At 68.3% G+C, this 17,760-nt stretch carries 18 protein-coding genes; 10 read left to right on the top strand and 8 right to left on the bottom strand.

The window, feature by feature from the left end; all coding sequences use genetic code 11:
* Nucleotides 1-110: 110 nt before the first annotated feature.
* A complete protein-coding gene (locus ABN028_RS23735; protein ID WP_349698156.1) occupies nucleotides 111-629 on the bottom strand; it encodes a hypothetical protein in 519 nt (172 codons plus the stop codon).
* A 171-nt stretch (nucleotides 630-800) separates the two neighbouring features.
* Here ABN028_RS23735 and ABN028_RS23740 point away from each other — a divergent pair, with 171 nt between their 5' ends.
* Nucleotides 801-1,718 carry a 1,4-dihydroxy-2-naphthoyl-CoA synthase gene (locus ABN028_RS23740; RefSeq protein WP_349330184.1) on the top strand — a complete coding sequence of 306 codons (918 nt, stop codon included), beginning with the start codon at nucleotides 801-803 and terminating at the stop codon, nucleotides 1,716-1,718.
* Nucleotides 1,719-1,985: 267 nt separating this feature from the next.
* Nucleotides 1,986-2,819, top strand: coding sequence for an alpha/beta fold hydrolase (locus ABN028_RS23745; RefSeq protein WP_349330183.1), 834 nt, complete (start codon nucleotides 1,986-1,988; stop codon nucleotides 2,817-2,819).
* A 40-nt stretch (nucleotides 2,820-2,859) separates the two neighbouring features.
* On the opposite strand, the gene ABN028_RS23750 is transcribed toward ABN028_RS23745, so the two are convergent.
* A complete protein-coding gene (locus ABN028_RS23750) occupies nucleotides 2,860-4,095 on the bottom strand; it encodes a GNAT family N-acetyltransferase (protein ID WP_349330182.1) in 1,236 nt (411 codons plus the stop codon).
* Nucleotides 4,096-4,368: 273 nt separating this feature from the next.
* Here ABN028_RS23750 and ABN028_RS23755 point away from each other — a divergent pair, with 273 nt between their 5' ends.
* Together ABN028_RS23755 and ABN028_RS23760 are read left to right on the top strand one after the other, a co-directional pair.
* Nucleotides 4,369-5,250, top strand: coding sequence for an AraC family transcriptional regulator (locus ABN028_RS23755; protein ID WP_349330181.1), 882 nt, complete (start codon nucleotides 4,369-4,371; stop codon nucleotides 5,248-5,250).
* A 104-nt stretch (nucleotides 5,251-5,354) separates the two neighbouring features.
* A complete protein-coding gene (locus ABN028_RS23760; RefSeq protein ID WP_349698157.1) occupies nucleotides 5,355-6,347 on the top strand; it encodes a phosphotransferase family protein in 993 nt (330 codons plus the stop codon).
* Nucleotides 6,348-6,565: 218 nt separating this feature from the next.
* On the opposite strand, the gene fdhA is transcribed toward ABN028_RS23760, so the two are convergent.
* Together fdhA and ABN028_RS23770 are read right to left on the bottom strand one after the other, a co-directional pair.
* Entirely contained in the window at nucleotides 6,566-7,798 is a 1,233-nt protein-coding gene (fdhA, locus tag ABN028_RS23765; RefSeq protein ID WP_349330179.1) for a formaldehyde dehydrogenase, glutathione-independent, read from the bottom strand.
* A 242-nt stretch (nucleotides 7,799-8,040) separates the two neighbouring features.
* On the bottom strand, nucleotides 8,041-9,369 hold the full coding sequence (locus ABN028_RS23770) for a C1 family peptidase (RefSeq protein ID WP_349698158.1): 1,329 nt from the start codon (nucleotides 9,367-9,369) through the stop codon (nucleotides 8,041-8,043).
* A gap of 230 nt (nucleotides 9,370-9,599) precedes the next feature.
* Between ABN028_RS23770 and ABN028_RS23775 the strand changes: the two genes are divergently transcribed.
* From ABN028_RS23775 to ABN028_RS23800, 6 genes are all read left to right on the top strand, one after another.
* The gene (locus ABN028_RS23775) at nucleotides 9,600-10,160 is read left to right on the top strand and encodes a YidH family protein (protein WP_349698159.1); all 561 of its coding nucleotides are present in this window, start codon (nucleotides 9,600-9,602) and stop codon (nucleotides 10,158-10,160) included.
* A 46-nt stretch (nucleotides 10,161-10,206) separates the two neighbouring features.
* Complete coding sequence (locus ABN028_RS23780) at nucleotides 10,207-10,557, top strand: DUF202 domain-containing protein (protein ID WP_349698160.1); 351 nt, start codon at nucleotides 10,207-10,209, stop codon at nucleotides 10,555-10,557.
* Nucleotides 10,558-10,623: 66 nt separating this feature from the next.
* Nucleotides 10,624-11,241: a DUF47 domain-containing protein gene (locus tag ABN028_RS23785; protein ID WP_349330175.1), complete on the top strand. Its 618-nt coding sequence runs from the start codon at nucleotides 10,624-10,626 to the stop codon at nucleotides 11,239-11,241.
* A 9-nt stretch (nucleotides 11,242-11,250) separates the two neighbouring features.
* Nucleotides 11,251-12,246, top strand: a complete 996-nt coding sequence (locus ABN028_RS23790; protein ID WP_349698161.1) for an inorganic phosphate transporter — start codon at nucleotides 11,251-11,253, stop codon at nucleotides 12,244-12,246.
* A 212-nt stretch (nucleotides 12,247-12,458) separates the two neighbouring features.
* Nucleotides 12,459-12,605, top strand: coding sequence for a hypothetical protein (locus ABN028_RS23795; RefSeq protein ID WP_349698162.1), 147 nt, complete (start codon nucleotides 12,459-12,461; stop codon nucleotides 12,603-12,605).
* A 112-nt stretch (nucleotides 12,606-12,717) separates the two neighbouring features.
* A complete protein-coding gene (locus tag ABN028_RS23800) occupies nucleotides 12,718-13,527 on the top strand; it encodes a type IV toxin-antitoxin system AbiEi family antitoxin domain-containing protein (protein ID WP_349698163.1) in 810 nt (269 codons plus the stop codon).
* A 198-nt stretch (nucleotides 13,528-13,725) separates the two neighbouring features.
* Here the strand turns inward: ABN028_RS23800 and pstB are convergent, their stop codons facing one another.
* The 4 genes from pstB to ABN028_RS23820 all read right to left on the bottom strand — a co-directional run bounded on the left by pstB (nucleotide 13,726) and on the right by ABN028_RS23820 (nucleotide 17,657).
* A complete protein-coding gene (pstB, locus tag ABN028_RS23805) occupies nucleotides 13,726-14,496 on the bottom strand; it encodes a phosphate ABC transporter ATP-binding protein PstB (RefSeq protein ID WP_349690512.1) in 771 nt (256 codons plus the stop codon).
* Nucleotides 14,497-14,750: 254 nt separating this feature from the next.
* Nucleotides 14,751-15,650 (bottom strand): phosphate ABC transporter permease PstA, encoded by a 900-nt coding sequence (gene pstA, locus ABN028_RS23810; protein WP_349330172.1) that lies wholly within the window; start codon nucleotides 15,648-15,650, stop codon nucleotides 14,751-14,753.
* Complete coding sequence (gene pstC, locus ABN028_RS23815) at nucleotides 15,650-16,615, bottom strand: phosphate ABC transporter permease subunit PstC (protein ID WP_349330171.1); 966 nt, start codon at nucleotides 16,613-16,615, stop codon at nucleotides 15,650-15,652. Before pstC ends, pstA begins: the two co-directional genes overlap by 1 nt.
* Nucleotides 16,616-16,676: 61 nt before the next feature.
* On the bottom strand, nucleotides 16,677-17,657 hold the full coding sequence (locus ABN028_RS23820; protein ID WP_349330170.1) for a PstS family phosphate ABC transporter substrate-binding protein: 981 nt from the start codon (nucleotides 17,655-17,657) through the stop codon (nucleotides 16,677-16,679).
* Nucleotides 17,658-17,760 lie beyond the last annotated feature (103 nt).

Consider the following 17,760-nt stretch of genomic DNA (forward strand, 5'->3'; position numbering starts at 1 on the left):
CCGGGGAGGATCGGTGGGGTCGCGGGCCGAGGAAGGAGCCTTTCGCCTGCGGTACGCCCGAGTCAGCGAAGGGGTTCGTGAGGGTCGGCGTGATCCTGGTGTTCAGGCGTTCAGGCGGCGGAACCGACCTCCGGGGGAGCACGCTCGACGGGCGCTCCACGCCATCCGGTGGAGTGGACGACGTCCGCGCCGGAGAGGACTCCCGCGGCGTGGGTGGTGTCGCCGGCGGCCCGTGCGCGTTCGTGCGTCGCGCCGGCCGGATCGCTGGACGCGCTTGGTGAGCCCGAGCCGCTCATGCCGTGGACCGCAGAGGATTTCGGGGCGATATGACCGAGACCGCTCGGTCTGCCCCGCGACGTACCCTCCGACGCGCTCTGCGACGTGTCCTGCGACATGCCAGCGAATGCTCTCTCCGACGTGCTCTGCGATGCGGACGTCGCGCGATGGGTCCGTGCGTCGGTGAGCGGCTGGGCGGCGGTGCGGCTGTTGCCGCCGACCGGCTCCCGATAGGCGGCCCGGAGTCCGGCCATGCCCGGCTGAGCCACGCCGAGGAGGACGCCGAGCAGGATGCCCATGGCCGCCGCCGCGGGCCCGCGGATCCGGCTGTGCAGCGCGCATCTGCGTACCACGACCGGTCCTCCGCTGGTTCCGACGGCTTGGGGACTCGACAGTCTACGGCGAGGAGGGTCCGCGGACGTGGACCAGCCGGGGTGCCGGGTCGTCGCCCCGCGGTGGCACGATCAGTGGGCGAGCATGACACGGGCCTGCACACGTGAACGACAAGGGAGAGGGTGGGCCGGATGGGTGGGGCGTCCGAGCAGGTTTCACCGCTGTTCGATCCTGCCTCCTGGAAGGCGGTCGAGGGGTTCGACTTCACCGACCTCACCTACCACCGGGCGGTCGACCAGGGGACCGTGCGAATCGCGTTCAACCGTCCCGAAGTTCGCAACGCGTTCCGGCCGCACACCGTCGACGAGCTCCACCGCGCCCTCGACCACGCCCGGATGACCCCGGACGTCGGCTGTGTCCTGCTCACGGGCAACGGGCCGTCGCCCAGAGACGGCGGCTGGGCGTTCTGCTCCGGCGGTGACCAGCGGATCCGGGGTCGTACCGGCTATCAGTACGCCGACGGGGAGACCGCCGACGGCGTGGACACCGCGCGTCCCGGGCGGCTGCACATTCTCGAATGCCAGCGGCTGATCCGCTTCATGCCGAAGGTCGTGGTGTGTGTCGTACCCGGCTGGGCCGCCGGCGGTGGCCACAGCCTCCACGTCGTCTGCGACCTCACCCTCGCCAGCCGCGAACACGCGCGCTTCAAGCAGACCGACGCCGATGTCGCCAGCTTCGACGGCGGATTCGGCTCGGCCTATCTCGCCCGTCAGGTCGGGCAGAAGTTCGCCCGGGAGATCTTCTTCCTGGGCAGGGCGTACGACGCGGACGAGGCGTACCAGATGGGCATGGTCAACGCCGTCATCCCGCATGCCGATCTCGAACGTACGGCGCTGGAATGGGCCCGGGAGATCAACCGGAAGAGCCCGACGGCCCTGCGCATGTTGAAGTACGCCTTCAACCTGATCGACGACGGTTTGGTCGGACAGCAACTCTTCGCCGGTGAAGCGACCCGGCTGGCGTACATGACCGACGAGGCGGCCGAGGGGCGCGACGCCTTCCTGGAGAAGCGCGATCCCGACTGGTCGCCCTTCCCTTTCCACTACTGAGCCCTTGCCACTGCTGAGCCCTTTCCCACTGCTGAGCACATTTCCGCTGTTGCAACCCTCCACTACTGAACCCTTTCCTCGTTGAGCTTCTGTCGTTCGTTCAGCGTTGGTGTACGACGCGAAACCCTGCGACCACCGCATGGTCTCTGGTGGCGGCGGGTTGGTGAATGGGTCCACATCAGTGCCACCGCTGTGGTTACGCTGATCGGGCAGGAGTGCCGGAATGCCTGTCGACGTCGCGCCAGACGCGTCGCGAGAGGGGCACTCGTGGAGGAGATCTCCGGCATCCTCCAGCGGTCGGGGTCGGCGATCCACTACTGGATGGCCGGTCCCAAACGCGCACCGATGGTGGCTTTCACCCACGGTGCCTCGATGGATCACCGAATGTTCGCCGCCCAGCTGCCGGCCGTGTGGAAGGCGGGCTACCGCACGCTCCGCTGGGACATCCGCGGCCACGGCAGGTCGAAGCCACTGGGCAAGGTTCCCTTGAGGATGACCGATGTCGCCGAGGATCTCCAAGCATTGTTGGACAATCACCTGCTCGGCCGGCAGGTGTGCCTGGTCGGTCAGGCGCTCGGCGCGCAGGTGTCCCAGCAGATCGTGTTCTCCCGGCCCGAACGCGTCGCCGCACTGGTCGTCATCGGCGCCGGCTGCGTGACATTTCCGGCGGGGCCGTGGCACGCGTGGGCGTCGGCGTGGTCGCGGGCGGGGTGTCGGCTGCGTTCGGGACGTACGCTGCGGCAGCGCCTGGCGCGCGCGAGCGGCATCCTCCCGGCGGTGCAGACCTATGCTTACGACGCGACCCAACGGCTCACGAGGGGCGAGCTCCTCGCGGCCCTACGGGCCGGTGCCGGGAAGATCAGATCGGATCCGACCTATCGGATCGAGCAGCCGCTGCTGCTCGTCCATGGCGAGTACGACGGTACGACGGGAGTCCGCCGGCTGGCACCGCGATGGGCGGCGAGGGACCCGCGGTGTCGGTACGAGGTGATCCGCCGGGCCGGGCACCACGCCCACCAGGACAACCCCGCGGCCTTCAACCGACTGCTGCTGGAGTTCCTCGCCGAGCACTTCCCCCTGCCCCGCGGCCTCCACCCTTAGCCCACCCACCCTCCAGGTGACGGCCGGATCCCCAGCGCGATCAGGCTTGTGACCGGGCCCAGGCCTGACGGGCACGGCGGCCGCTGAGCACCGAACCCCGCTGGTCGTGGGTCGGGCTGATCGGTTCCGGCACTGTGGCCATCCGCCCAGCCGCACGCCGGTCAGATCCAGCCGCACGCCGGTCAGATCCAGCCGCACGACGACCAGACCTGAGCCGGGCCCGCACCTCCCGGATGCCGTCGACGTACCGGACGACCGGAGCGAGCCCCGCTCGGACGAACAACCGTTCTGCCCCGGGCCGGCCGGCGATCCCCACCGACACGACGTCCTCGATGCCCTCGCTCCTGGCCCTTCGCACGAGGCTCCGCAACAGCAGCGTCCCCACCCCACGTCGCTGCCAGGTGTCTACGACGACGAGGCCGATCTCGTGGCGGCCCGGCCGATCGCTGCCGGCGGGCCCCGGAGCCACATCCCCGCGTACGTCCTGATCGGTGTCCGGCAGGCACTGGGCCATGCCGATCAGCGCTCCGGTTTCTGAGTACGCCAGGACCGCGAAGCCCCCGGCCGGCGATGCCAGCCGCGCGAGCCACTCGTCCGACAGGTGCACCGTCGGGGACATGAACCGCCCCTGCCGCGTCGACTCGCTGCAGCGTTCGAGCAGGTCAGCCACGTCATCGGTGTCGGCGGGCGTACCGTCCCGGAGCCGCACTTCGGCGCCGTCGGCGAGGGTGGCGCTGTGCCCCGCCCTGGACCGTGCCCGGGCGATGCTTGCCGCACAGGCGAGGAACCGGTCGACCCGGGCGCGTTCGACGACGGTGAACGGCGCCCAGTCCCGCCGGATCACCATGACCTCGCCGGTGGGCGGCACGATCACGACGAGTTCGTGGTCGGACTCGGCCGGGATCCGGTACCTCGGCTCGACACTGTCGCCGCCGACCAGCTGGCACACCAGCTTGGGCATGCTCGCCGGATCCTCGACCAGTCGCTCGGCGAGGGCAAGTGCGTGGCTGGGGCCGTCGACAAGTTCCTGCGCGCGTGCCCGACGGGCGTAGACCGGCTCGGTCCCCTCCACCGCCGCGGCCAGCGCCCCGCCGAGCTCAGCCTGCGTCACCGAGTCAGGTACGTCGACGAACAGGTCGTCGTGCACGTGCGTGGTGTCGCAGCCCTGGACGTCGATGCCGACCACATTTCCTGGTACGGAGCCGAGCGCGGTCGCGAGGCGCGCCAGCGTGCCGGGAAGATCGCGAACCCGGGTGCGTACCTGCCACAACGTCATGAGGTCCCCCTCAGATCGAGCGTCCCGCGAAGCCCCCTCGCCCGCCTTGTGCGACCCAGCTTCGCTCGTCCGCATTTCGCCGGTCGACCAGGCATGTTGCTTCCAGGAAAATCCCCGTGCTGATCACCGGAGTACGCGACGGAGGTTCGCCGCGTACGGACCGCAAGCGGGGACAAGCGACCCCGCCGTTCGCTCGTCTACGTTGACTTCGACATGGGCAACGGATGGGCTTCCAGGCGGTGTGCGATGGCGGTGTGCGATGGCGGTGGACTGATGGCGGTGGACTACGAGGCGATGGTGCGGGACACCATGGCCGAAATCGCCCGCAGGCTGGACGATCCGCCCGGGTTTCGTGAGCTCGCCGGTCGGGTGTTCCTGTCGCCCTATCACTTCCACCGGATCTTCCGGGCGATGACGGGCGAATCGCCCGCCGAGCTCATCCGTCGGCTCCGGCTCGAACGTGCGGCCTGGCAGGTACGCAACACCTCCCGGCCGATCACGGAGCTGGCTTTCACCGCGGGATATGCCACCCACGAGGCATTCACCAAGGCCTTTCAACAGGCGTACGGAATGCCACCGTCAAGATTCCGCAACGGCCTGCGGACATGTCCGGGTATCCGGGCTCCCAACGGTCTGCATTTCCATCCGGGCGGACTGACCCTTTTCCATCTTGTCGATCGGGGAGGAGACCCGATGAAACTGGACATCGTCGAGGTACCGGCGAAACGCCTTGCGGCCGTACGCCACAAAGGCCCCTACTACCTGATCGGCGCGGCTTTCGGCGCACTCGCGCAGCAGGCAGGTCCGCTCGGTCTGATGGACGATCCCGAGGCGATGCGGCTCGCCATCTACTACGACGACCCGGAAACCAAACCCGCCGAGGAACTGCAGGCCGTCGCCGCGGTCAGCGTGCGTGACGACGCGAAGATCGGTGACCTCGAGGAGGAACGGTTGCCGTCGGGGAAGTTCCTCCGCGCGGAGTTCGTCGGCCACTATTCCGGACTCGGCGAGGCCTGGGCCCGGCTCTACGGCGAGCACATTCCGGCCGGTGGTCACACGTTGCGAGAAGGCGTCTGCCTCGAGGTCTATGTCAGCGACCATGACAGCACGCCGCCGGACGAACTGCGCACCGATCTGTACGTCCCGATCGACTGAGCGCGGCAGTTCGGAGGTCGACCCGGCGAGGGGAGACGCCGGCGACCGGGGTTCGCCATCGCGGAGCCTGTCGCCGGCATCGCCGGTCGGGCAGACTCGCTCGGGTGACGGTGCGACTGACCGAGGAGGCCGTGGGTGAACACCTGCGCGCCCGCGGGATCGCCCCGGCGGGCGCCGGCCTCCGGGTCACCACCCTCGCTGGTGGCGTGAGCAGCGCGACGTTCCTCGCGGTCGGTGGTGGGCAACGGTACGTCGTCAAGCAGCCGCTGCCGTTCCTGTCGGTCGCCGACGTGTGGCCGGCGCGCCAGGAACGTGCCGGTGTCGAGGCGCGGGCGATCGGCCTGCTCCAAACGCTGACACCCGGGCGCCTGCCGCGGCTGCTCGACTACGACCCGGAGCGGTTCATCATCGTCTTGTCGGCGGCACCGGAGGGCTGGTCGGAGTGGCGTACCTCCCTGCTGGGCGGCACGATCGCGGTTCCGGCCGCCATCACGCTGGGGCACGTGCTCGGCACCTGGCACGCGGCGACCCGGGGGGACGCGGACACGCTGGCAGCCTTCGCCGACCTGACGATGTTCCTCGAACTCCGCGGCGACCCGTACCACCGCACCGTCGCCGCCAGGTGTCCTGACCTTGCCGCCGCCGTGACCGCGTGTCTGGACGAGTTGCTCACCGAGCAGACCTGCCTCGTCCATGGCGACTTCTCGCCGAAGAACGTCCTGACCGGTGGCGACGACCTCTGGGTGCTCGACTTCGAGGTCGCGCATGCGGGCAATCCGGTGTTCGACGTCGCGTTCCTGCTGCACCACCTGGTGATGAAGGCGGTGCACCTCGCGACCCGGGCGGAGGGGGCGCGGGAGCGGCTGACGGCGTGCGCGCAAGGCTTCCTTGACAGCTATGCGGCGGCGGGTGGGCGGGCCGGTGCGGAGGAGTCGGTCGTACGCCACACCGGCGCGCTGTTGCTCGCCCGCGTTCACGGGAAGTCACCGGCGGCGTACCTGACCGCTGCCGAGGCGGCAGAGGTGTCGAGGCTCGGCACCCGTGCGGTCCGGGGCGAGGTCTCCCGCGTACGTGACCTCATGAACCGCAACAACTAGGGGCGCGCTCAGCGGGAAGACACAACCATTCGATGTGAGGCCGCCGACCTGGTGGCGGCGTTCTTCACCGAGCGGCGCACGCTCCACCTGTCCGACAGGCCGAGGTGATCGACGGTGGGTGATCCGGACACCCGGCGCGTGGGTGTCCGGATCTGGTGACCGTTGATCACCTGTTGGACCGTTCCGCGATCGTCACGCGTGTGACCGGGCCGCAGGTCTCACGCGGCGGACTTGCCGGCCAACATTCCGTGCGGGTCGAGGACGTACTTGCACGCCTCTCCCTTGTCGAAGTCCTCGTAGCCGTTCGGTGCGTCCTCCAGCGGGATCACCTTGGCGTTGACGGCTTTCGCGATCTTGGTCCGGTCGTGGAGGATCGCCTGCATCAGTCCGCGGTGGTAGCGCATCACCGGGCACTGGCCGGTCGTCATCGACAGCGACCTCGCCCAGCCGAGTCCGATCCGGATGGACAGACTGCCGGTCTTTGCGGCCTCGTCGGCGCCGCCGGGGTCACCGGTGACGTACAGCCCCGGAATTCCGAGCTTCCCCGCCGGCCGGGTGATCTCCATGATCGAGTTGAGAACGGTCGCGGGCATCTCGGTGTCGGCGTCCTGCCCGTGGCCGCGCGCCTCGAAGCCGACCGCGTCCACGGCGGCGTCGACCTCGGGAACTCCGAGGATCTGCTCGATCTGTTCGGGCAGGGTCGCGTCCTCGGTGAGGTCCACGGTCTCGCAGCCGAAGCTGCGTGCCTGTTCGAGCCGGCGCCGGTTCATGTCGCCCACGATCACCACCGAGGCGCCCAGGAACTGGGCCGCGTGTGCCGCCGCCAGCCCCACCGGACCCGCTCCGGCGATGTACGCCGTCGCCCCGGTCGTCACCCCTGCGGTAAAGGCGCCGTGGTAGCCGGTCGGGAAGATGTCGGACAGCATCGTCAGGTCGAGGATCTTCTCCATCGCCTGCGCCTTGTCCGGGAACCTCAGGAGGTTCCAGTCGGCGTACGGAACCATCACATATTCCGCCTGTCCGCCGACCCATCCACCCATGTCGACATAGCCGTACGCAGCGCCCGGCCGGTCCGGGTTCACGTTGAGGCAGACACCGGTGTTTCCTTCCTTACACATTCGGCACCGCCCGCAAGCGATGTTGAACGGCACCGAGCAGAGGTCGCCGACGTCGATGAACTCGACGTCACGCCCCTTCTCCACGACCTCGCCGGTGATCTCGTGGCCCAGCACCAGCCCGGACGGTGCCGTCGTACGGCCACGCACCATGTGCTGGTCGGAGCCACAGATATTGCTCGCCACGACCTTGAGGACGACGCCGTGCTGACACTGACGACCGACATTCGCCCGTGGTACGCCGGGGCCGTCGTGCACCTCGAGGGTGGGATAGTCGATCGTGCGTACTTCGACCTTGCCTGGGCCGATGTACTCCACTGCTTTGTTTCCTGGCATTTTGTGCTGCCTCCCCCTGCGGCGCCGCGTGGACACGATCCATTCGCATCCCGGCGTTCCGCGTTCTGCGTGGCCGGCCGCCCGGAAGGAGAGTGACGTACGACATCGCTTTGGACGTCGCCGGATCCCGGACACGGGTGGCCTGCGTGGGACACCCTCAGAACACTGCCGCGACGATCCCGTGTACTCCCCAAAAAGACCGGCCGCAGGGGGGACCTTCGCCCCAGGTGGGCTGCCTGGAGTCAGTGCGTACGAGCCAGTGCGCCCATCGGATCCCACGCGGGAAGCACGATCGGCTCCTCGCCGAGCGCCGCCTGGAGCTCCGCGGGCAGCCGGTCACGGCGTACGGCGATCTCGAAGACGTACTCGTCGAACCACGAGTCGTTCATCGTGTAGAAACCCTGGTCGGCGTCCTTGTCACCCCAGCTGTTCTCCACCCGCCAGCGCCGTGCGGACTCACCCTCGATGTCGACGCCGGTGAAGAGCATCGCGTGGGTCATCGCCGTCTCGTGGAAGAGCAGCCGGTCGGCCTTGCCGAGGTCGAACTCGGTGTCATAGACGGCGCCGACGTCGTAGAGCGCGGCGTCCCAGATCCCGATGTCGCGGCGCATCATCTTGCCGACGTCGCAACCGAACCACACCGGTTCGCCGTCGACGATCGTCTGCCTGGCAAGGGACTTCATGAGGGCGACGTCGACGTTGAGGTAGATGACCCGCGGGCCGTCGACGACGTTGCCGAGTCGGTCGACGGTGAACGTCCTGCCCTGAGGGCTGCTCTCGCGCGGGTCATGGACAAGGCAGACGTAGTCGTCCAGCGGAAGGTCGACGTACTTCTCGGCGAACTCCTGCGGCGTGAGCTCTCCGTCGCGGTGGAAGGCCCGGTCCTTGTCGGTCCACTGCCAGTGGAAGCGCTCCGGAGGAGTGCCGAGGTGCATGCAGAGAACGCGGTGCACCACCTCGAGAATCGCCTGCTTGCGTTGCCGGGCAGCGTCGACATCAGTCGCGGTACGCAGGTCACGGGCGCCCTGGCGCAGCACCCGGCGCAGAATGTCGTTCATCCGGGCCGTTGCGGACGAGCTCTGCGTCTCGGGCATCACCGACTTGGGCACGAGACCGTGCTTGCGGACGAGGGCGACGAACATGTTCCACTGCCCGCCGTCGCCCGCGACATCGCGCAGCAGGTGCGCGACCGTGCGGTCGTCGACGTCCCGGTCGGCGGTGTCGGTGATCTGTTCGAGAAAGTAGTTGGCCCGTTCTAGCTTGTCCCAGAACATCACGTGGTTCTGCGAGAACTCGAACTTCTTGAGGTTCATCTTCGTCATGGCGCCGACCCGCAGGAGGTTGAGGCCGGCGAAGAGCCAGCAGCGGCCGCTGCTCTTCTGGTTGGTCGCGCTCCAGTCGTCGAGCAGGTGGGACACCGACCGGTCCGTGCGTACGACGATCTCCCGGTCGAGCGCGAGGTCGTCGAGCGAGGTCTGGGTGAGCGCGTTCTGGGCGAGGCGGTAGGCCGGGTTGTCGGCGAAGCCCTTGCGCATCAGTTCGAGCTCGGCGGGCGTGAGGCCGGCGTCCATGTGGTGAACCCCCTGGGTGGCGATGATCTTGATGGCGCTGCTGGTGGTCTTGGTAGCGGTGGTCCTGGTGGCGGTGGTCCTGGTGGCGGTGGTGCCGCTGCCGTGTCGAAGCCTTTCCTGTTGACCATAGTGTCCCGAGGCGACATGCGGCGATCGCGCGGGCGAGGTCGCGGCGACGCGCCCTGTCCCGCTTGGGATCATCGAACGTTCTCGGGTGCGAGGATGGGACCGTGGCCGAGGACGCGAGGACGGCTGGCGGAGCCGGTGATCCGTCCGGCGAAGATTCGTCCGCACACAGCGCCCGCGTCCGAAAGGCCGGCGCCGAGAACGCCGACGGGGGCAACACCGACCGCGCCAACACCGACCCCGCCAACGCCGACATTGCCAGCACCGCGACCCCCAGCAGTGACACGGCCGGCACCGCGGACGCCAGCAGTGAGCCTGCCGGTGTGGACGATCCCGGCGTCCGCGAGCCCGACTACCGGTTCACCCTCGCCAACGAGCGGACCTTCCTCGCCTACGTCCGTACCGCGCTCGCCCTGGATGCCGCGAGCGTCGCGGCGATGCAGTTCCTCACAGCCGTCGAGGATCTGCGGGTCCGGCGCCTGATCAGCAGCGTCCTCGCAGTCGCGGGGATCGCGGCGTCGATCGGCGCGTACGTCAGGTGGCGGGCCAACGTCGCCGCCATGCGCCGGGATGCGCCCCTCCCACCCACTCTGATGCCACTCGGCCTCGCCGCATCAGCGCTGGTGGTGTCGCTGGCCGTGATCGCCCTCGTCGTCTTCGGGTAGGGCAAGTGGATCTTCGGATGGGTCAGTGGTCGGGGTGGGGGCACGAATGAGGGCGGCCGGACCGGCGGGCGACAGGGCCGCGACCCGGGTCTATGACCAGGCCGCCCAGTTGGAGCGCACGGCCATGGCCTGGAACCGCACCCTGCTCGCGCTCGCGGTCAACGGGGCCCTGCTGATCCGCAGCTCCTCGGCTACGGGACTGTGGGCGGCTATCGCCGGATTCGTCGTCCTTGCACTCACTGTTCCCGCCTGGGTGGTTACTCATCGTGCATATCGCGGTCTGATGGGAGGCCCTGCTGCGGTCCTGCTCGCCCGGGGTGGGTTCACTGTCTGTGCCGCTGCACTGGTCGTGGTCGTCGGCGCCCTCGACCTCGTGGCCGTCGTGACCCACCGTTGACAACCCCCCTAGCATTGGCCCGGGCCATCGCTGGACCGGACACGAAGACTTCGACAGGAGTTCGCCGTGCGCTTCCGACTCACACCGGTAGACACGACGTTCTACGATCTGTTCGCCAAGTCCGCGGCGAACCTCGTCGACGGCGCCCGTTTGCTGGCCGAACTGCTGGTCGACGACAACGACCGCACGGTCACCGCTCGGCTGATGAAGGACGCCGAGCACCGCTGCGACGAAGCCACCCACGAGATCATCCGGCGGGTCAACTCGACCTTCGTGACGCCGTTCGACCGGGAGGACATCTACCGCCTCGCCGCCGGCCTCGATGACGTCATGGACTACATGGAGGCCGCGGTCGACGCCATCGCGGTCTACGAGCTCGACATCCTTCCCGAAGGCATGGAGGAGCAGGTCGAGGTGCTCCAACGGGCGGCCGATCTCACGGCCGAGGCGATGCCGCGGCTGCGGACGATGCGCCACCTCGAGGAGTACTGGATCGAGATCAACCGCCTCGAGAACCTCGGCGACCAGATCCACCGGCAGATGGTCGCGAAGCTGTTCAGCGGTGCGTACGACGCCCTGACCGTCCTCAAACTGAAGGACGTGGTCGAGCAGCTCGAGCTGGCTGTCGACGCGTTCGAGAAGGTCGCCAACACGGTCGAGCAGATCGCCGTCAAGGAGTCGTGAGCAGGCGGTATGGAGCTTGCCCTCGTCGTGGCGGTCGTCGCGATTGCCCTGGTCTTCGACTACACCAACGGCTTCCATGACGCGGCCAACGCGATCGCGACCTCGATCTCGACCCGCGCACTGACCCCTCGCGTCGCCCTCGCCCTCGCCGCCGTGATGAACCTCGCCGGCGCGCTCGTCTCCGAAGGTGTCGCCAGCACGATCGGCAGCGGGATCATCACGCCGAGCGTCGACTCGCACGGCATGACCGTCGTCCTGTCCGGCCTGATCGGTGCGATCACCTGGAACCTCCTCACCTGGCGGCTCGGGCTGCCATCGTCGTCATCGCACGCCCTCATCGGCGGGCTCATCGGAGCTGGTATGGCCGCCTCGGTGACGGTGCACTGGGACGTGATCCTCGACAAGGTCGTCGTCCCGATGGTGATGTCGCCGTTGCTCGGCTTCACCCTGGCCTACCTCGTCATGGTCGGACTGCTCTGGATCTTCCGTAGGACCAGCCCGAACAAGGTCAACCGACACTTCCGCGCTGGCCAGTCGGTGTCGGCGGCGGCCATGGCGTTCGGTCACGGGCTCCAGGACGCCCAGAAGACGATGGGCGTCATCGTCCTGGCTCTCGTCACGGCCGACCTTCACACTGGTACGGATGTGCCGCTGTGGGTGAAGCTGTCCGCGGCGGGTGCGATCGCGCTCGGCACCTACTCCGGCGGTTGGCGGATCATGCGTACCCTCGGACGGCGGGTGATCAAGCTCGACCCGGCGCGGGGCGTCGCGGCGGAGACGACCGCCTCGAGCGTGCTCTACGTGATGGCCATCGGTCTCGATGCCCCGGTGTCGACGACCCACACGATCAGCTCGGCGATCATGGGTGTCGGCGCGACCAACCGTCTCTCCGCGGTTCGGTGGGGCATGGCGGGCAACATCCTGCGGGCCTGGGTGCTCACCATCCCGATGTCGGCGGCGGTAGCGGCGTTGGTGTACGCCTTCGCCCGCCTCTTCCTCCCGTAGGCCCGGCCCATCTGCCTGGCTCCATAGCTGCGGCACTTTGGCTGGCACACATGAGCAAAGCTCCATCCGTCGGGCGAGCTCCACTGGCTGCCGGTGCTGGTCCGCAGCCGGCGCAAATGACCACGCTGAGCTGGTCAGTGGTCTCCTCACAGGCGTCGGCACCTTGCCCGGCTGACATCCGCCTGGCTGACCTGGCCGCTTGCCTGGCTGACATGGCAACAGATGGCTCACCTGGGCGGCGTGGGGCCACCAAGGTGGCCGACCTGGGCGGCGTGGCGGCGGGGTGGCTCACCTGGGCGGTGTGGTCACTGGTGGCGGATCTGAGCGTTCGCGCCGAAACGGTGCGTCACTGCCGCTGACCCTTGCCGCATCAGCGCTCGGTTTCTTCCACAGGTGACGCACCGGCAAGGTTCTCCACAGGTCTTCTGCACGACCGCATGTGCCAGACAGCGAAGAGCCATCGTCTGCCGCATGACCGAATTCATCCATGGCCGGCTGCCGGTGACCTCCATCGCTGCCGGCGGAGGACTCTTCACCCGGCCCCAGGCGCTGGCTGCCGGCGTAAGCGACAGGGAGATCCAGCGGCTGGTCAGCTCCGGTGAGTGGCGCCGTATTCGCCGCGGCGTCTACATCGACGCGCACACGTACGAGACCATGTCCCCCAACCGCCGACACCTTGTCGAGGTCCGCTCGGCATTGCTGCGGGTGGACGGGCCAGCGGTGACGAGTGTGGCTCGGACTGTGCTGGACCTCGCGCGCCTTTCCTCGTTCGACGCCGGCGTCGTCGTAGCCGACTGCGGCCTCCGTCGAGGTGCGAAGCGGAGCGAGCTCGTGACCGAACTCCTCGCCTGCCGCGACTGGGCCGGCTCGCGGACCGCCAGTCGGGTCGTTGCGTTCGCGGACGGTCGCAGCGAGAGCCCGGGCGAGTCGCTTGCTCGCGTCGCCTTCGACGAGCTTCGCCTCCCCACGCCCGAGCTGCAAGCTGTCTTCCGGACGCGCGATGGATCCGTCGTCGCCAGAACGGATTTCCTCTTCCGGGAGTACGGGACAGTCGTAGAGTTCGACGGCCGGCGAAAGTACTACCGCGACCTAGGCAATGATGCGGACCCTGGCGAGGTCGTCTGGCGGGAGAAGCTGCGCGAGGATGCCCTGCGAGAGCACTTCGGGTTGGAGGTCGTCCGGCTGACCTGGGCCGACCTCGGTCCGGAGCGTCGTACGCAGCTCGCCAAGCGGATCCGGTCAGCGTTCAGCCGAGCCTCTGCGAGCACGAGGGCGGCGTAGCGGGCGGGGAGAGGCCTTGCCGACCAGGCGAGTGCACCCTTGCGAGGTGTCGACGCCTGTGCCGGCTGACACAGGCATGGGCAGCGTGGTCATTGTCGCCGGGAAGCGTGGTCATTGTCGCCGGGCGCTGGCAGGGCGGCAGGCCCCGGGCACGCCGCGACTGTCGAAGTGCCCGACTCGGGCGAACGCTCCGGTGGGTCAGCCGAAGCGGCCGGTGATGTAGGCCTCGGTCGCCTTTTCCGACGGGTTCGAGAAGATCTTCGACGTGGTGTCGAACTCCACCAGCATGCCGGTCCGGTTGCCGGTCGTCTCGTCGGGCCGGGCGGTGAAGAACGCCGTACGGTCAGACACCCGTGCCGCCTGCTGCATGTTGTGCGTCACGACGACCAGCGTGTACTGCTCGCGCAGCGACTGCATGAGGTCCTCGATCCGCGCGGTGGCGATCGGGTCGAGAGCGGAGCACGGCTCGTCCATCAGGATGACGTCGGGCTGAACGGCGATGGTCCGGGCGATGCAGAGCCGCTGCTGCTGGCCGCCGGACAGGCTGTAGGCGTTCTGGTTGAGCTTGTCCTTCACCTCGTCCCACAGGGCCGCGCCGCGCAGCGCCTCCTCGACCACGGCGTCCATGTCGTCGACCTTCATGCCGGTCACCCGGGGGCCATACGCCACGTTGTCATAGATCGACTTCGGGAACGGGTTCGGCTTCTGGAACACCATGCCGACCCGGCGGCGTACCTCGATCGGGTCGACCCCGGCGCCGTAGACGTTCTCTCCCCGGAACGTCACCTCACCCTGGACGCGGGCGCCCTGGATCAGGTCGTTCATCCGGTTGAGGCACCGCAGGACCGTGCTCTTCCCACATCCGGACGGTCCGATGAGCGCGGTGATCTCGTTGTGGCCGAACGGAAGGTCCACGTCGTGGACGGCATGGAACGCACCGTAGAAGACGTTGAGCTTGCGGCACTCCATCACCGCGGCCGGAGTGGTCGGCAACTGATGCTCCGTGAGGGGCGGTGGCTCGACGTACCGCTGACCGGTGCCGGTGCCGGTGCCGGTGCCGTTGGCCCCGGCGCGGTCCACCGGACTGGCAGTGCTGCCCTGACCGGCCGCGGTTTCGCCGCCCTGCTCCACGGCGCTGTCGCTGCTCGACGCCGTCGAGGTCGGGTGCGTGGGTGTCATGGGTTCCCTGTGTGCCATGTGAGAAGCCCTCATCGTTGTCGGGATCACCAGCGGCGCTGGAAGCGGTTGCGGATGTAGATGGCGAGGCCGTTCATCGCCAGCAGGATCGCCAGGAGAACGATGATCGCCGCGGAGGCGACCGTCTTGAAGTCGGCCTGCGGGAGCTGGACCCAGTTGAAGATCTGGATCGGCAGGGTCGTGAAGCCACTGAGCAGGCCGTTGGGGTCGTACGTGACGAACACGAGCCCACCGAGCAGCAGCAGGGGAGCGGCTTCGCCGATGGCACGCGACAAGGCGATGATGGTGCCGGTGGCGATGCCGGGCAGCGCGGCCGGAAGGGTCTGGCGCCACACGGTCTGCCACTCCGTCGCGCCCAGGGCGAGCGACCCTTCCTTGATCTCGGCGGGTACGGCGCGGAGCGCTTCGCGGGCCGTGATGATGATGACCGGCAAGATCAGCAGCGCGAGGGCGAGTGAGCCGCCGATGACGATGTTCTTGTTGGCGACGCCGAGGACGGCGAGGAAGCCGAGCGCCAGCATGCCGTAGATGATCGACGGTACGGCTGCGAGGTTCGCGATGTTGAGCTCGAACAGCCGGTTGTACCACCGGTGCCGGTCGGCGAACTCCTCGAGGTGGATCGCGGCGGCGACGCCGAGCGGCACGGCCAGCAGTGCGCAGAAGCCCACGACCATGAGCGAACCCAGGACCGCGGCCCGTGCCCCCGCCCGTTCGGCGAACGACGATGTGTAGTTGGTGAACAGCGTCGCGTCGAGGCGCGGGAGCCCGTCGATGAGCGTCGTCATGATCAGCGTCAGCAGGAACGCGAAGGCGAAGAAGAGGCTCAGCCACAAGGCGACCAGGAACACCAGCGACTTCGCGCTCCGTTCACCGCCGCTGGCCCGGCCGAGCGCGGCACCACCGGCGGTGGTTGTGACAGCGGCCATCAGTACGCCTCCCGGAACCGTCGGACCAGGCTGATGCTGACGAGGTTCACGACCAGCGTCATCACGAAGAGCAGCAGGCCGACGGCGAAGAGGGTGTTGTACTCCACCGAGCCGACCCGGCTGTCACCGAGCGCCGCCTGGGCGATGAAACCCGTCATCGTCTGGCCGCCCTCGACCGGGTTGAGCAGCATCACCGGCTGCTGACCCGAGGCGATGGCGACGATCATCGTCTCGCCCACCGCACGGGAGATGCCGAGCACGACCGCGGCGACGATCCCCGACAGTGCGGCGGGGAAGACCACCCGGAGCGTCGTCTGCATCCGGTTGGCGCCGAGGGCGTACGAACCCTGCCGCATGCTGAGCGGCACGGCCGACATGGCGTCCTCGGACAGCGAGGCGACCGTGGGGATGATCATGACGCCCATCACGAGCCCCGCAGAGAGCACGCTGAACGTCCCGAACGGCAGGCCGAGGATCTCGCGGAAGAAGATCCGGTTGACGAACTCGAGCGCGAAGAATCCGTACACCACGGTCGGAACCCCGGCGAGGACCTCGAGAATCGGCTTGAGGATCCGGCGCGCGCCCGCCGAGGCGTACTCACTGAGGTACATCGCGGCGCCGAGGCCGAACGGAATCGCCACGGCCAGCGCGATCACGGTCGCCCAGACCGTCGCGGTGATGAGAGGCAGGACGCCGAAGCTCGGGTTGGAGAACCGCGGTGCCCACCTGGTGTCGGTGAGGAACTCGACGACCGAGACCTGGCCGAAGAACTCCACGGCGGGCACGAGCAACGACACCACGATCCCGACCGTGATCACGATCGACAGCGCCGCGGCGCCGGCCAGGACGGCCTTGATGATCCGTTCGCCGTACCTCGGGCTCGAGGAGCGCAACGGGGAAGAGTTGCCGCGGCGGGAGTGCGACTCGCGAGTCGCACCCCCACCGGCGGCTGCTGTTGTCGTCACGGTCGGACGATCCTCCGTGGCAGGGTGGATACCGGTACCAGCGCCCGGCACGTGCAGGATGTCAGGCGCCACTGATCCCGGCGACCGCATCCTGCGCCGTGGTGCGCTGCTCGTCGTTGAGCGGGACGAACTTCGCCAGCTCGGTGATCTCCTCGTCGCTCTTGACGTAGAAGTCGACGAACGCCTTGACGTGTGGCTTGTCGGCGTACGCCTTCTTGGCGACGTAGATGAACAGCGGACGGCCCAGCGGGGCGTAGTCACCGGCCTGTGCGGTCTCGATCGAGGGCTCGACACATCCGCTGCCGCCGTCGATCTTCACGGCCTTCAGCTTGTCGGAGTTCTCCTCGAAGTACGAGAGACCGAAGTAACCCAGTGCGCTCTTGCTGCCCGCGACGCCCTGCACGAGCACGTTGTCGTCCTCGGAGGCGTTGTAGTCCGCCCGCGAGGCACCCTCCTCGCCGTTGATCTCGTCGGTGAAGTAGTCGAAGGTGCCGGAGTCGGTGCCCGGGCCGTAGAGGTCGAGCTTCTCGGCCGGGAACGTCGGGTCGACCTGCTTCCAGGTGGTGACCTTCTTCTCGGCCTCAGGCGCCCACATTGCGTTGAGCTGCTCGACGGTCAGGCATTCGGCCCAGGTGTTCTCCGGGTTCACGACCACCGTGAGTGCGTCGTTGGCCACCTGCACCTCGGCGTACTCGATGCCGTTCTTCTCGCACTCCGCCTTCTCTTCGTCCTTGATCGGGCGGGACGCGTCGGAGATGTCGGTCTCGCCGGCGCAGAACTTCTTGAATCCGCCGCCGGTGCCGCTGGTGCCGACGGAGACGTTCACCCCCGACTCCTGCTCCTTGAAAAGCTCGCCCGCGGCCGCCGTCAGCGGCTGAACGGTCGACGACCCGTCCACGCGGACCTCGCCGGAGAGAGCGGAGCCTTGGCCGCCTTCGCCGGTCGTGGACTCGGATCCGGTGTTCTGCCCGCCGCAGCTGGCCAGCACCAGGGCGCCACCCAGAGCGGCAGCCGCGAATGCGGCGAACCGGTTGTGGTTCACGTTCTTGCCCTTGCCCTTCGGGTCAATGGAAATACGCGGTCACCACGGAACGTAGGCAGTACAGGTGAAACCGCTCCCCGGCTCGCGTGAACGAAGGGTGAAC

Origin of the sequence: Actinopolymorpha sp. B17G11, assembly GCF_040196095.1 — a bacterium.
Taxonomy (GTDB): domain Bacteria; phylum Actinomycetota; class Actinomycetes; order Propionibacteriales; family Actinopolymorphaceae; genus Thermasporomyces.